Raw genomic sequence first — 14,216 nt, forward strand, 5'->3', positions numbered from 1 at the left:
GTCCCGGTTGTCGGTGGTGGGTCGTACGGTGGAGGCGTGCGACCCATCACGAGTATTGAGCGGTCAGTGGCGCCCTTCGAGGTCGTCAGTCCCTACCAGCCCAACGGTGACCAGCCGGCGGCGATCGCGGAGCTGGAGCGGCGGATCCGGGGCGGGGAGAAGGACGTCGTCCTGCTCGGTGCCACCGGTACCGGCAAGTCGGCCACCACGGCCTGGATGATCGAGAAGCTGCAGCGGCCCACCCTGGTGATGGCGCCGAACAAGACGCTGGCCGCGCAGCTGGCCAACGAGTTCCGCGAGCTGCTGCCGAACAACGCGGTCGAGTACTTCGTCTCGTACTACGACTACTACCAGCCCGAGGCGTACGTCCCGCAGACGGACACCTACATCGAGAAGGACTCCTCGATCAACGAGGAGGTCGAGCGGCTGCGCCACTCGGCGACCAACTCGCTGCTCACCCGCCGGGACGTGATCGTGGTCGCGTCCGTCTCCTGCATCTACGGCCTCGGCACGCCGCAGGAGTACGTGGACCGGATGGTGCGGCTGAAGGTCGGCGAGGAGATCGACCGGGACGTCCTGCTGCGGCGCTTCGTCGACATCCAGTACACCCGCAACGACCTCGCCTTCACCCGCGGCACCTTCCGGGTGCGCGGCGACACCATCGAGATCTTCCCGGTCTACGAGGAGCTGGCCGTCCGGATCGAGATGTTCGGCGACGAGATCGAGGCGCTGTACACGCTGCACCCGCTCACCGGCGAGATCATCAGCCAGGACGAGTCGGTCCACGTCTTCCCGGCCTCGCACTACGTGGCGGGCCCGGAGCGGATGGAGCGCGCGGTCAACGACATCGAGAAGGAGCTGGAGGAGACCCTCGCCCGGCTGGAGAAGCAGGGCAAGCTGCTGGAGGCCCAGCGGCTGCGGATGCGCACCACCTACGACATCGAGATGCTCCGCCAGATCGGCACCTGCTCCGGCGTGGAGAACTACTCGATGCACTTCGACGGCCGCGAGCCCGGCTCCCCGCCGAACACCCTGCTGGACTACTTCCCCGACGACTTCCTCCTGGTCATCGACGAGTCGCACGTCACCGTCCCGCAGATCGGCGCGATGTACGAGGGCGACGCCTCGCGCAAGCGCACCCTGGTCGAGCACGGCTTCCGGCTGCCGTCGGCGATGGACAACCGCCCGCTGAAGTGGGAGGAGTTCCTGGAGCGGATCGGCCAGACCGTCTACCTGTCGGCGACCCCGGGCCCGTACGAGCTCTCCCGGGGCGACGGCCAGGTCGAGCAGATCATCCGTCCGACCGGCCTGATCGACCCCGAGGTGATCGTCAAGCCGACCGAGGGCCAGATCGACGACCTGGTGCACGAGGTCCGCAAGCGGGTGGAGAAGGACGAGCGCGTCCTGGTCACCACGCTCACCAAGAAGATGGCCGAGGACCTCACCGACTACATGCTCGGCCTGGACATCCGGGTGCGGTACCTGCACAGCGACATTGACACGCTGCGCCGGGTGGAGCTGCTGCGCGAGCTGCGGGCCGGCGAGTACGACGTGCTGGTCGGCATCAACCTGCTCCGTGAGGGCCTGGACCTCCCGGAGGTCTCCCTGGTGGCGATCCTGGACGCGGACAAGGAGGGCTTCCTGCGCTCCGGCACCTCGCTGATCCAGACCATCGGCCGTGCCGCCCGCAACGTCTCCGGCCAGGTCCACATGTACGCGGACCGGATCACCCCGGCGATGGAGAAGGCCATCGAGGAGACCAACCGCCGCCGGGCCGTGCAGCAGGCGTACAACAAGGAGCACGGGATCGACCCGCAGCCGCTGCGCAAGAAGATCGGCGACATCCTGGACACCCTGGCCCGCGAGGACGTGGACACCGGCGAGCTGCTGTCCACCGGCTACCGGGGCGCGGGCGGCGCGAAGGGCGGCAAGGCCCCGGTGCCGGCGCTGGGCGCCGAGCGCAAGCCGGCGAAGTCGCTGCCGGCGGCCGAGCTGGCCGAGCTGATCCAGTCGATGACGGACCGGATGCACGCCGCCGCGGTGGACCTCCAGTTCGAGGTGGCGGCCCGGCTGCGCGACGAGGTCAAGGAGCTGAAGAAGGAACTGCGGCAGATGCGCGAGGCCGGTATCGCCTGACCTCCCCCCGGCGACCCTCCGCCGGGCGTGGCCGGTTCCGTCCCCGGTCAAGCCCGGCGGTGTCTCAGCCCTGCCACAAACGGGTACAGGGCGGGCAGCGCGTTCGACCGCAGGCCCTAGGCTGGCCTGCGGTGGCCGCCCGGGGACAGGGTGGCCGGAAGAGGGGGCCTCAGCCGGGGGACGGCAACGGGGTGTTCCACCGTGGAGCCGGCGCGGCGTTCCCGCGCGGCCGGGCAGAGAGGACATGCGCCGTGTCGGTGAACCTTGCCAAGGGCCAGCGGGTCAGTCTGCAGAAGGGGCCGGGGGAGACGCTCACCGTGGTCCGGATGGGCCTGGGCTGGAAGGCGGCGCCCCGGCGGGGCCTGTTCGGCAGCCGGACCAGGCAGATCGACCTGGACGCCTCGGCGCTGCTGTACGCCGAGCGGACCCCCTCCGACGTGGTGTTCTTCCAGCACCTGGAGAGCGCCGACGGCTCCGTCCGGCACACCGGGGACAACCTGGTCGGCGGCGCGGGGGCGGGGGAGGACGACGAGTCGATCCTGGTGGACCTGGCGCACGTGCCGCCGCAGATCACCCAGGTGGTGTTCACGGTCAGCTCCTACACCGGGCAGACCTTCGCGGAGGTGCAGAACGCGCACTGCCGGCTGGTGGACGAGTCGACCGGGCTGGAACTGGCCCGCTACGAGCTGACCGGCGGCGGCCCGCACACCGGCCAGATCATGGCGAAGGTGTTCCGCGACGGCAACGGCGGCTGGGAGATGCAGGCGATCGGCGCCCCGGCCAAGGGGCGGACGTTCCAGGACCTGCTGCCGGCCATCGAGCCCTACCTCTGACCGGCGGGGACCTGACGGGTCTTTACCTTCTTTACCTTTCTTTGGGGATGCTGTTACCCTTCTTGCAGCGGAGGGGAGTATTCCCACGCAGCCGTCCCCGTCATCACGGGCGCCCGTCGCGGTGCCCCGGGGCGCTGGTCCGCGGGTGCGCCGTCGCGCGCCCGACGGGCGGAAGAGACCTCCGGCAGTGACGATGACTGTCTCGCCTACCTGCCGGAGGAGCAGTAGTGGACGTTTCCGTAAGCCTCTGGGTCGGCACCATTGTGGTGCTGCTGGCCCTGATCACCGCCGATTTCTTCATCGGCGGCCGCAAGCCGCACGAGGTGTCGATCAAGGAAGCCGGCATCTGGACGACCGTCTGGATCGTGCTGGCGGCGATCTTCGGCGGTTTCCTCTGGTGGCACTCCGGCGCGACGCCCGCCGGTGAGTTCTTCGCCGGCTACATCACCGAGAAGTCGCTCAGCGTCGACAACCTCTTCGTCTTCATCCTGATCATGGGCAAGTTCGCGGTGCCCAGGATCTACCAGCAGCGCGTGCTGATGTTCGGTGTGATCATCGCCCTGGTGCTGCGCGCGGTCTTCATCGCCGGCGGCGCCGCGCTGGTCGCCCAGTTCTCCTGGGTCTTCTTCATCTTCGGCGGCTTCCTGATCTGGACGGCGTGGAAGCTGATCAAGGAGGCGCGGGCCGACGAGGAGGACGAGGAGTTCGAGGAGAACCGCCTCCTCAAGTCGATCGAGAAGCGCTTCCCGTCGACCGACAAGTACCACGGCACCAAGCTCTTCATCCGGGAGAACGGCCGCCGGCTGATGACGCCGATGCTGATCGTCATGCTGGCGATCGGCACCACCGACGTCCTGTTCGCGCTGGACTCGATCCCGGCGATCTTCGGCCTGACCCAGGACCCGTACATCGTCTTCACCGCCAACGCCTTCGCCCTGATGGGCCTGCGCCAGCTGTACTTCCTGATCGGCGGCCTGCTGAAGAAGCTGGTCCACCTCTCGTACGGCCTGTCGGTGATCCTCGGCTTCATCGGCGTGAAGCTGGTGCTGCACGCGCTGCACGAGCAGGGCGTGCACGTGCCGGAGATCGGCATCCCCTTCTCCCTGGGCTTCATCGTGGTCGTCCTCGGGGTCACCACCGTGACCAGCCTGATGGCCTCCAAGCGGGCCGCCCTGGCCGAGCCGGACGAGCGCGACGAGCCGCAGAAGCTGGACGCCTGACGGGAGGCCTCCCCCCGTACCGGGCGGGCCCGCGACCGAGCAGCGGTCGCGGGCCCGCCCTTTCGCGTCCGGCGCCGATGCCCAGTGGGTTACGGGCGCTGACCGTACTCGGCGATCCAGCGTGAGCCGAGCAGCACGATGTCGGCGGTCTCGACCGGCCGGCCGGTGGCCTGGTCGTAGTAGGTGCGCTCGATCGCCAGGACGGGCACGGCTGGCGCGACGCCGAGGTTCTGGGCCTCGGACCGCGTCGCCTGGCGGGCGGTGACCCGCTCGACCGGAGTGCCGACTTCGATGCCGATGAGCGCCATGCGATCGGCGACCCCGATACCGGCGTGCGGGCCGGCCTCCGGCAGGACGATCAGGCTGCCGCCGGTGATCGCCATGGGCTCCCAGCTCTCGGCGAGCTGGGCGGGCTCGCCGTCGGCCAGGTAGGTGTAGCTGGTGTGCATCACCGGATCGCCGGGCTGGATCACCGAGGCGAAGAAGACCACCGAACGGGCCTGGCTCGGGGAGGTCTCGGCTGTGGTGCTGCAACAGTCATTGCGGGATCTGGACGCCGCCTACCGGAACTTCTTCGACGGATTGAAGGGCCGTCGCCCGCGCATGGGCGCTCCCCGTTTCAAGTCCCGCAAGGACAACCGGCAGGCCGTGCGATTCACCTCCAACGCCCGGTGGAGGATCACGTCCGGTGGTGACCTGTCGTTGCCGAAGATTGGCGACGTGCGGGTCAAGTGGTCTCGCACCCTGCCGTCAGTGCCGTCCACGGTCACAGTGGTCAAGGATTCTTCAGGGCGGTACTTCGCCAGTTTCGTCATCGAGACCGACCCCGTGCGCGACCTTTCCCGGATGCCTGCAACCAGAGGCCAGGTCGGCATCGACCTGGGCCTGACCCACTTTGTCGTCCTCTCCAATGGCACGAAGATCGACAGCCCGAAGGCGCTGCGCCGGGCCGAGAAGAAGCTCAAGCGTGCACAGCAAGCCCTGTCCCGCAAGGCCAAGGGCAGCAAGAACCGGGAGAAGGCCCGTGCCAAGGTGGCCCGCGCGCACGCGCGGGTGGCCGACCAGCGGCGCGAGTTCCACCACCAGCTCTCCACTCGGCTGGTCCGCGAGAACCAAGCGATCGCCATGGAAGACCTGGCGGTCAAGGGGTTGGCCCGTACCCGGATGGCCAAGTCGATTCACGATGCCGGCTGGTCGGCGTTCGTCGCCATGTTGGAATACAAGGCCACCCGGTACGGGCGCGCCTTTCTGCGTATCGGCCGCTTCGAGCCGACCTCGCAGGTCTGCTCGCATTGTGGTGTCAAGGACGGCGCCAAACCCCTGCACGTCCGCGAATGGATGTGCAGGGCGTGCGGGACCGTCCTCGACCGGGACGTGAACGCGGCGGTCAACGTCGCCAAGGCCGCCGGACTGGCGGTGACAGCCTGTGGAGCGCAGGTAAGACCGGGGCCTTCCCGGCGCAGCGCATTGAAGCAGGAACCCACCGAGACGGTCGGATGACCGTGGTAGGAATCCCCGCCCCTGAGCAACAAGCTCAGGGGCGGGGAGCGGAAGTCACCAGCCGCGCTCGCGCCACTCGGGCAGGTGCGGGCGCTCGGCGCCGAGGGTGGTGTCGTTGCCGTGGCCGGGGTAGACCCAGGCCTCGTCCGGTAGGGCGTCGAAGATCTTCTCGTTGACGTCCCGGAAGAGGCTCGCGAAGGCCTCCTTGTCGCCCCAGGTGTTGCCGACCCCGCCGGGGAAGAGGCAGTCCCCGGTGAAGACGTGCGGGTGGCCCTGCGGGTCGTCGTAGACCAGCACGATCGCCCCGGGCGTGTGGCCGACCAGGTGCCGGACGGTCAGCGCGCAGCGGCCCACCGCGAGGGTGTCGCCGTCCGCGAGCGGCAGCGCGGTGGGCACCTCGATGCCCTCGGCGTCGTGCTCGCCGGCCGCGGTGCGCGCGCCGGTGGCGGCGACCACCTCGGCCAGCGCGCTCCAGTGGTCGCGGTGCCGGTGCGTGGTGACCACGGTGGCCAGGTTCTCGCCGACCGTCTCCAGCAGCACCGGCGCGTCCGCGGCCGCGTCGATCAGCAGTTGCTCGTCGGTGTCGCGGCAGCGCAGCAGGTAGGCGTTGTTGTCGTACGGGCCGACCGCCACCTTGGTGATGATCAGATGCGCCAGCTCGCGCACGTCCGGCGGTCCGCCGACCTTGACCGCTCCGTGGTACGTCATCCGTCCGCTCCTTGTCGGGTCTACAGGGTCGAGGTCATCTTCGCGCCTGGCGGCCGCTCAGCCCAGTGGGGGCAGGGCGGGCAGGGCGGTGTCGGGGGTGCGGCGCAGGCCGTCGCCGTCGGCGCGGCCGGAGAGCCAGGCGAGCAGGGCGCGGACCGGGCCCTCGACGGTCAGCGCGGGGGTGCCGGTGCCGATCACCGCGCGCTCGGCGGTGTCCTCGGCGAACAGCTCGACGGCGGGCAGGGCGGCGCCGGCCAGTTTGCCGGACAGGCGGCGGAACTCGGCGGAGGCGAACTCGGCCGGCCAGTGCGCGGGGGTGTAGCCGGCGTCCAGGTCGACGTGGTGGTACTCGACCTCCATGAGCCGCTTCCAGGGGATGTCGAAGGCCGGGAAGAGGTGGCCGCTGCGGTGGCGGACCTCGGTGGCCCAGGCCCCGTCGGGCAGCAGCGCGGCGGCCCGGGCGAAGCGCCCGCCGGTGGCGCGCAGGTCGGCGAGCTGGGCCTCCGCCGGGCGGGGCGCGCCCTCCTCGATGCCCCGGTCGCGGGCCTCCTCGCTCGGGTACTGCGGGATGTCGGTGCCGGTGCGGGCGCCGTCCAGCAGGTTGACCAGGGAGTCGGCGTTGCGGGCGAGGTGGGCCAGGACGTGGCCGCGGGTCCAGCCGGGCAGCGCGGAGGGCTCGGCGACGGCGTCGGGCTTGAGCTCGCCGACGGTGTGCAGCAGGTGCCGGGTGCTCCCCTCGACCAGCGCGAGGTAACGCGCGGCGCGGGCGGCGGCGGCGCCGGAGGCGGACGCGGCGGCGGGGGAGGCGGCGGCGGCGGACTGCGGGTCGGTCATCGGATCGGCCTTCCGTGGATGGCGGCGCGTTGCCCGCGCGGGGCCCCGCTCGTTGAGGGTGTGGCGCTGCGGGTGACGCTACCGTCGTTCCCCGGTGCTGAGCAGGGGCTTTCGCGGACCGCGCGTCAAGGCTTCGCGAGCTGTCCTCACTCGTTCGGGTGGACCCGGCTGGACATGGTCGTTAATCGAACGCGTGAGCTAGTAGGCTGGCTGCCGCATCCTGGAAGAAGTACACCTTTCGTTTCAGCCCTCTCGCCCCGGAGAAAGGCGCCAGAAGCAGTGGCCGACCGCCTCATCGTCCGCGGTGCTCGCGAGCACAATCTCAAGAACGTCTCGCTCGACCTGCCCCGCGACTCCCTCATCGTCTTCACGGGCCTCTCCGGCTCCGGCAAGTCCTCGCTCGCCTTCGACACGATCTTCGCCGAGGGCCAGCGCCGCTACGTCGAGTCGCTGTCGTCCTACGCCCGCCAGTTCCTCGGCCAGATGGACAAGCCCGACGTGGACTTCATCGAGGGCCTCTCCCCGGCCGTCTCGATCGACCAGAAGTCCACCAACCGCAACCCGCGGTCGACCGTCGGCACCATCACCGAGGTCTACGACTACCTCCGTCTGCTGTTCGCCCGGATCGGCAAGCCGCACTGTCCGCACTGCGGCCGCCCGATCGCCAAGCAGTCCCCGCAGGCCATCGTCGACAAGGTGCTCGAACTCGCCGAGGGCACCCGTTTCCAGGTCCTCAGCCCGGTGGTCCGCGAGCGCAAGGGCGAGTTCGTCGACCTCTTCGCCGACCTCCAGTCCAAGGGCTACGCCCGGGCCCGGGTGGACGGCGAGACGGTCCAGCTCGCCGAGCCGCCCAAGCTGAAGAAGCAGGAGAAGCACACCGTCGAGGTGGTGATCGACCGCCTCACCGTCAAGGAGAGCGCCAAGCGCCGGCTCACCGACTCGGTGGAGACCGCCCTGCGGCTGAGCGGCGGCATGGTCGTGCTCGACTTCGTCGACCTCCCCGAGGACGACCCCGAGCGCGAGCGGATGTACTCCGAGCACCTCTACTGCCCCTACGACGACGTGTCGTTCGAGGAGCTGGAGCCGCGCTCGTTCTCCTTCAACTCGCCGTTCGGCGCCTGCCCGGACTGCTCCGGCCTCGGCAACCGGATGGAGGTGGACCCGGAGCTGGTGGTGCCCGACGAGGAGCGCTCGCTGGACGAGGGCGCCATCCACCCGTGGTCCGGCGGCCACACCAAGGAGTACTTCCAGCGGCTGATCGACGCCCTCGCCGGCGAGCTGGGCTTCCGCACCGACATCCCCTGGGCCGGGCTGCCGGCCCGCGCCAAGAAGGCGCTGCTGTACGGGCACAAGCACCAGGTGCAGGTCCGCTACCGCAACCGGTACGGGCGCGACCGCTCCTACAGCACCGGCTTCGAGGGCGCGGTGCCGTTCATCCAGCGCCGCCACCAGGAGGCCGAGAGCGACTCCAGCCGCGAGCGCTTCGAGGGCTACATGCGCGAGGTGCCCTGCCCGACCTGCCGCGGCACCCGGCTCAAGCCGGTGGTGCTCGCGGTCACCGTCGAGGGCCGCTCGATCGCCGACGTCTCCTCGATGTCGATCAGCGACTGCTCGGACTTCCTCGGCGCGATGAAGCTCAACGCCCGGGACAAGCAGATCGCCGAGCGCGTCCTCAAGGAGGTCAACGAGCGGCTGCGCTTCCTGGTCGACGTCGGCCTGGACTACCTGTCGCTGGACCGCGCGGCCGGCACGCTCTCCGGCGGCGAGGCCCAGCGCATCCGGCTCGCCACCCAGATCGGCTCCGGCCTGGTCGGCGTGCTCTACGTGCTGGACGAGCCGTCCATCGGCCTGCACCAGCGCGACAACCACCGGCTGATCGAGACCCTCGTGCGGCTGCGCGACATCGGCAACACGCTGATCGTCGTCGAGCACGACGAGGACACCATCAAGATGGCCGACTGGGTGGTCGACATCGGCCCCGGCGCCGGTGAGCACGGCGGCAAGGTGGTGCACTCCGGCTCGCTGAAGCAGCTGCTCGCCAACAAGGAGTCGCTCACCGGCCAGTACCTCGCCGGCAAGCGCTTCATCCCGATCCCGGACACCCGGCGCGCGCGGGACAAGAAGCGCCAGCTCACCGTGCACGGCGCCCGCGAGCACAACCTCAAGGACGTCACGGTCGGCTTCCCGCTCGGCACCTTCACCGCGATCACCGGTGTCTCCGGCTCGGGCAAGTCCACCCTGGTCAACGACATCCTCTACACCCACCTCGCCCGGGAGCTGAACGGCGCCCGCACGGTGCCCGGCCGGCATACCCGGATCACCGGCACCGACCTGGTGGACAAGGTGGTGCACGTCGACCAGTCGCCGATCGGCCGCACCCCGCGCTCCAACCCGGCCACCTACACCGGCGTGTTCGACCACGTCCGGCGGCTCTTCGCGGAGACCCAGGAGGCCAAGGTCCGCGGCTACCTGCCCGGCCGGTTCTCCTTCAACGTCAAGGGCGGCCGCTGCGAGAACTGCTCCGGCGACGGCACCATCAAGATCGAGATGAACTTCCTGCCGGACGTCTACGTGCCGTGCGAGGTCTGCCACGGCGCCCGGTACAACCGGGAGACGCTGGAGGTCCACTACAAGGGCAAGTCCATCGCCGAGGTGCTGGACATGCCGATCGAGGAGGCGCTCGACTTCTTCGAGGCCGTCCCGGCGATCGCCCGCCACCTGCGGACGCTCAACGACGTCGGCCTCGGCTACGTCCGGCTCGGCCAGTCCGCGCCCACCCTCTCCGGCGGGGAGGCCCAGCGCGTCAAGCTCGCCTCCGAGCTGCAGAAGCGCTCCACCGGCCGGACCGTCTACGTGCTGGACGAGCCGACCACCGGTCTGCACTTCGAGGACATCAGCAAGCTGATCAAGGTCCTCACCGGCCTGGTGGACAAGGGCAACACGGTCATCGTCATCGAGCACAACCTCGATGTCATCAAGACCGCCGACTGGATCGTCGACATGGGCCCCGAGGGCGGCTCCGGCGGCGGCAGCGTGGTCGCCGAGGGCACCCCCGAGGAGATCGCCGCCGTCGCGGAGAGCCACACCGGCAAGTTCCTGCGCGACATCCTGCCGGGCGAGTTCGCCGACGCCCCGGTCAAGGCCCCGGCCAAGGCCCGGGCTCCGCGCAAGCGGGCCGCCGCGGCGAAGAAGTAGCCGGGAGACACACCCACGGCCGCCCCCGGACGCACCGGGGGCGGCCGTTGTCAGGCCGCATAGACTGCCGGGCGGCCCGCAGCCGCAGGCCACCGCGCGACCAGGAGCGAAGCACATGCCCGAGGCCCACGAGAGCCCCGCCCCCACCCGCCGCACCCTGCTCTGCGGAGCCGCGGCCGTCCTCGCCGCCGGGGGCACCGTCGCCGTCACCGGCTGCTCCTCGTCCGCCTCCGACTCCGGCGCCAAGTCCCCGGTCGACGTCGGCCCCGCCTCGGCCGTCCCGGTCGGCGGCGGCACCGTCTACCGCGAGAAGAAGATCGTCGTCACCCAGCCCGCCGAGGGCCAGTACAAGGCGTTCAGCGCCAAGTGCACCCACGCCGGCTGCATCGTCGACCAGGTCAAGAACCAGAAGATCCAATGCCCCTGCCACGGCAGCCTGTTCGGCATCACCGACGGCGCCGTGCTGGACGGCCCGGCCCCCACCCCGCTGCCCGAGTACACGGTGGAGGTCGAGGGCGGCAACCTCAAGGTGACCCCGCGCTGAAGCAGTTGATCTCCCGCACGCGCCCCCGGCCCGAGTCGGTACGGTGGACCCATGGCTGACCCGTCCACCTACCGCCCGGCGCCGGGCGCGATCCCGCTCTCGCCCGGTGTCTACAAGTTCCGCGACGCCCACGGGCGGGTCATCTACGTCGGCAAGGCCAAGAGCCTGCGGCCCCGGCTCTCGTCCTACTTCCAGGACCTCGCCGGGCTGCACCCGCGCACCGCCACCATGGTCACCACCGCCGCCTCGGTGGAGTGGACCGTCGTCTCCACCGAGGTCGAGGCGCTCCAGCTGGAGTACTCCTGGATCAAGGAGTTCGACCCCCGGTTCAACGTCAAGTACCGCGACGACAAGAGCTATCCGGAACTCGCCGTCACTCTCGACGAGGAGTACCCGAGGGTCCAGGTGATGCGCGGCGCGCACAAGAAGGGCGTGCGCTACTTCGGCCCCTACGGCCACGCCTGGGCGATCCGCGAGACCGTCGACCTGCTGCTGCGCGTCTTCCCCGTCCGCACCTGCTCCAACGGCGTCTTCAAGCGCGCCCGGCAGGTCGGCCGCCCCTGCCTGCTCGGCTACATCGGCAAGTGCGCCGCCCCCTGCGTCGGCCGCGTCTCGGCCGAGGAGCACCGCGCCCTGGCCGAGGACTTCTGCGACTTCATGGCCGGGCGCACCGGCAACTACCTGCGCCGGCTGGAGACCGAGATGCAGGAGGCCGCCGCCGACCTGGAGTACGAGAAGGCCGCCCGGCTGCGCGACGACATCGGTGCGCTCAAGCGGGCCATGGAGAAGAACGCCATCGTCCTCGCCGACGCCACCGACGCCGACCTGCTCGCCGTCGCCGAGGACGAACTGGAGGCCGCCGTCCAGATCTTCCACGTCCGCGGCGGCCGGGTCCGCGGCCAGCGCGGCTGGGTCACCGACAAGGTCGAGGACGTCGACACCGCCGGCCTGGTCGAGCACGCCCTCCAGCAGCTCTACGGCGGCGGCACCGAGTCCGTCCCCCGTGAGGTGCTCGTCCCCGCCCTGCCCGACCCCGTCGAGCCGGTCCGCGACTGGCTGGGCGGCCTGCGCGGCGCCCAGGTCGACCTGCGCGTCCCGCAGCGCGGCGACAAGAAGGACCTCATGGCCACCGTGCAGCGCAACGCCCAGCAGGCGCTCGCGCTGCACAAGACCAAGCGCGCCTCCGACCTCACCACCCGCAGCCGCGCCCTCCAGGAGATCGCCGAGGCGCTCGACCTGGACAGCGTCCCGCTGCGCATCGAGTGCTTCGACATCTCCCACCTCCAGGGCGAGGACGTGGTCGCCTCCATGGTGGTCTTCGAGGACGGCCTGGCCCGCAAGAGCGAGTACCGCCGCTTCCAGATCAAGGGCTTCGAGGGCCAGGACGACGTCCGCTCGATGCACGAGGTGGTCGGCCGCCGCTTCCGCCGCTACCTCCAGGAGCGCGAGCAGACCGGCGAGTGGGCCGTCCCCGAGCAGCCCGAGGGCCCGGAGGACGGACAGCACCCCGAGGACGGCCCGCGCACCGAGGACGGCCGCCCCAAGCGCTTCGCCTACCCGCCGCAGCTGCTCGTCGTCGACGGCGGGCAGCCCCAGGTCGCCGCCGCCCGGCGGGCCCTGGACGAACTCGGCATCGACGACGTCGCCCTGTGCGGCCTGGCCAAGCGCCTGGAGGAGGTCTGGCTGCCCGGCGAGGACGACCCGGTCGTGCTCCCGCGCAGCAGCGAGGGCCTCTACCTGCTCCAGCGGGTCCGCGACGAGGCCCACCGCTTCGCCATCACCTACCAGCGCGGCAAGCGTTCCAAGCGACTCACCGCCGGAGAACTGGACTCCGTCCCCGGCCTCGGCGAGACTCGCCGTCAGGCGCTGCTCAAGCACTTCGGCTCGCTGAAGAAGCTCCGGGCGGCCACCGTCGACGAACTCTGCGCCGTCCCCGGCATCGGCCGGCGGACGGCGGAGACCGTTGCGGCGGCGTTGTCGTCCCGTACACCTGCCGCACCCGCCGTGAACACCGCCACGGGCGAGATCATCGAGGACGGCGCCGACGAGCCGGCGCCCGCGGCGCCCGAGCCCGAGACCGCACCCATCCAGGAGACGCCATGACGGCCGACGCCGCCCGTCAGCCGGCGCGCCCCGGAGCCACTCGTCCGAGTGGGCCGGGGAAGCATGCCCGCGCGACGCGCGTTCTCCACAGCAGAACCACCGAGAGCGGGGAACCGAAGTGACCGTGTCCGATTACGGGGGCACCGCCAGGCCCGAGGCCGGCGGCGAGAACACCCCGGAGCTGGTGATCATCTCCGGCATGTCCGGGGCCGGCCGCTCCACCGCCGCCAAGTGCCTGGAGGACCTGGGCTGGTTCGTGGTGGACAACCTGCCGCCGGCCCTCATCCCGACCATGGTCGACCTCGGCGCCCGCTCCCAGGGCAACGTCGCCCGGATCGGCGCCGTCGTGGACGTCCGCGGCCGGCAGTTCTTCGACGACCTGCTGACCTCGCTGGACGAGCTGGAGAAGCGCGGCGTGCGGCTGCGCGTCGTCTTCCTGGACTCCTCCGACGAGGCGCTGGTGCGCCGCTTCGAGAGCGTGCGCCGCCCGCACCCGCTCCAGGCCGACGGCCGGATCGTCGACGGCATCGCCCAGGAGCGCGACCTGCTGCGCGAGCTGCGCGGCGAGGCCGACCTGGTGATCGACACCTCCAACCTCAACGTCCACCAGCTGCGCGCCAAGCTCGACGCCCAGTTCGCCGACCACGACGAGCCCGAGCTGCGCGCCACCGTGATGTCCTTCGGCTTCAAGTACGGCCTGCCGGTCGACGCCGACCTCGTGGTGGACTGCCGCTTCCTGCCCAACCCGCACTGGGTACCCGAACTCCGGGCCCGCACCGGCACCGACGCGGACGTCGCCGACTACGTGTTCCAGCAGCCCGGGGCCAACGAGTTCCTCAACGGCTACGCCGAGCTGCTGCGCATCGTCACCGAGGGCTACCGCCGCGAGGGGAAGCGTTACATGACCCTTGCCGTAGGCTGCACCGGTGGCAAGCACCGCAGCGTCGCGATGTCCGAGCGCCTGACGAAGCGTCTCATCGCGGACGGAGTGGAAACGGTGCTCGTCCACCGTGACATGGGACGGGAGTAGCCGCCGCGCCCTGCCGGGCCGCCGGCGGAGGCCGGCGGCGGGCAACAGGAACGCGAGGTAGGTGTGACGGGATACGTGCCCGGGCGGCAGTTCCAGAACAAGACCGCCGACCG

The 14,216-nt window shown here is 70.6% G+C and carries 11 protein-coding genes; 8 read left to right on the forward strand and 3 right to left on the reverse strand.

The window, feature by feature from the left end; genetic code table 11:
- Window positions 1–36 precede the first annotated feature (36 nt).
- The 3 genes from uvrB to ACFVVL_RS20880 all read left to right on the forward strand — a co-directional run bounded on the left by uvrB (window position 37) and on the right by ACFVVL_RS20880 (window position 4,189).
- On the forward strand, window positions 37–2,136 hold the full coding sequence (gene uvrB / locus ACFVVL_RS20870) for an excinuclease ABC subunit UvrB (RefSeq protein WP_380288569.1): 2,100 nt from the start codon (window positions 37–39) through the stop codon (window positions 2,134–2,136).
- 251 nt (window positions 2,137–2,387) lie between these two features.
- On the forward strand, window positions 2,388–2,969 hold the full coding sequence (locus ACFVVL_RS20875; protein WP_380288567.1) for a TerD family protein: 582 nt from the start codon (window positions 2,388–2,390) through the stop codon (window positions 2,967–2,969).
- 227 nt (window positions 2,970–3,196) lie between these two features.
- Window positions 3,197–4,189 carry a TerC family protein gene (locus ACFVVL_RS20880; RefSeq protein WP_380288565.1) on the forward strand — a complete coding sequence of 331 codons (993 nt, stop codon included), beginning with the start codon at window positions 3,197–3,199 and terminating at the stop codon, window positions 4,187–4,189.
- An 89-nt stretch (window positions 4,190–4,278) separates the two neighbouring features.
- Here the strand turns inward: ACFVVL_RS20880 and ACFVVL_RS20885 are convergent, their stop codons facing one another.
- On the reverse strand, window positions 4,279–4,638 hold the full coding sequence (locus ACFVVL_RS20885; RefSeq protein WP_387677289.1) for a UTRA domain-containing protein: 360 nt from the start codon (window positions 4,636–4,638) through the stop codon (window positions 4,279–4,281).
- On the opposite strand from ACFVVL_RS20885, the gene ACFVVL_RS20890 reads away from it, so the two are divergent.
- Window positions 4,631–5,689: an RNA-guided endonuclease InsQ/TnpB family protein gene (locus tag ACFVVL_RS20890; RefSeq protein ID WP_387677291.1), complete on the forward strand. Its 1,059-nt coding sequence runs from the start codon at window positions 4,631–4,633 to the stop codon at window positions 5,687–5,689. The two genes, ACFVVL_RS20885 and ACFVVL_RS20890, sit on opposite strands and share 8 nt — an antisense overlap.
- A 54-nt stretch (window positions 5,690–5,743) precedes the next feature.
- Here the strand turns inward: ACFVVL_RS20890 and ACFVVL_RS20895 are convergent, their stop codons facing one another.
- Together ACFVVL_RS20895 and ACFVVL_RS20900 are read right to left on the reverse strand one after the other, a co-directional pair.
- On the reverse strand, window positions 5,744–6,397 hold the full coding sequence (locus ACFVVL_RS20895; RefSeq protein ID WP_380288556.1) for an MBL fold metallo-hydrolase: 654 nt from the start codon (window positions 6,395–6,397) through the stop codon (window positions 5,744–5,746).
- Between the two features lie 57 nt (window positions 6,398–6,454).
- Complete coding sequence (locus tag ACFVVL_RS20900; protein WP_387677294.1) at window positions 6,455–7,231, reverse strand: maleylpyruvate isomerase family mycothiol-dependent enzyme; 777 nt, start codon at window positions 7,229–7,231, stop codon at window positions 6,455–6,457.
- 279 nt (window positions 7,232–7,510) lie between these two features.
- Here ACFVVL_RS20900 and uvrA point away from each other — a divergent pair, with 279 nt between their 5' ends.
- From uvrA to rapZ, 4 genes are all read left to right on the forward strand, one after another.
- Window positions 7,511–10,426 carry an excinuclease ABC subunit UvrA gene (uvrA, locus tag ACFVVL_RS20905; RefSeq protein ID WP_380288552.1) on the forward strand — a complete coding sequence of 972 codons (2,916 nt, stop codon included), beginning with the start codon at window positions 7,511–7,513 and terminating at the stop codon, window positions 10,424–10,426.
- 115 nt (window positions 10,427–10,541) lie between these two features.
- Window positions 10,542–10,970, forward strand: a complete 429-nt coding sequence (locus tag ACFVVL_RS20910) for a Rieske (2Fe-2S) protein (protein WP_380288550.1) — start codon at window positions 10,542–10,544, stop codon at window positions 10,968–10,970.
- Between the two features lie 51 nt (window positions 10,971–11,021).
- On the forward strand, window positions 11,022–13,073 hold the full coding sequence (gene uvrC, locus ACFVVL_RS20915; RefSeq protein WP_380288548.1) for an excinuclease ABC subunit UvrC: 2,052 nt from the start codon (window positions 11,022–11,024) through the stop codon (window positions 13,071–13,073).
- 199 nt (window positions 13,074–13,272) lie between these two features.
- Window positions 13,273–14,103 carry an RNase adapter RapZ gene (rapZ, locus tag ACFVVL_RS20920; RefSeq protein WP_350567636.1) on the forward strand — a complete coding sequence of 277 codons (831 nt, stop codon included), beginning with the start codon at window positions 13,273–13,275 and terminating at the stop codon, window positions 14,101–14,103.
- The last annotated feature ends 113 nt before the right edge of the window (window positions 14,104–14,216 follow it).

Origin of the sequence: Kitasatospora sp. NPDC058115 (assembly GCF_042884635.1) — a bacterium.
Classification (GTDB): Bacteria; Actinomycetota; Actinomycetes; order Streptomycetales; family Streptomycetaceae; genus Kitasatospora.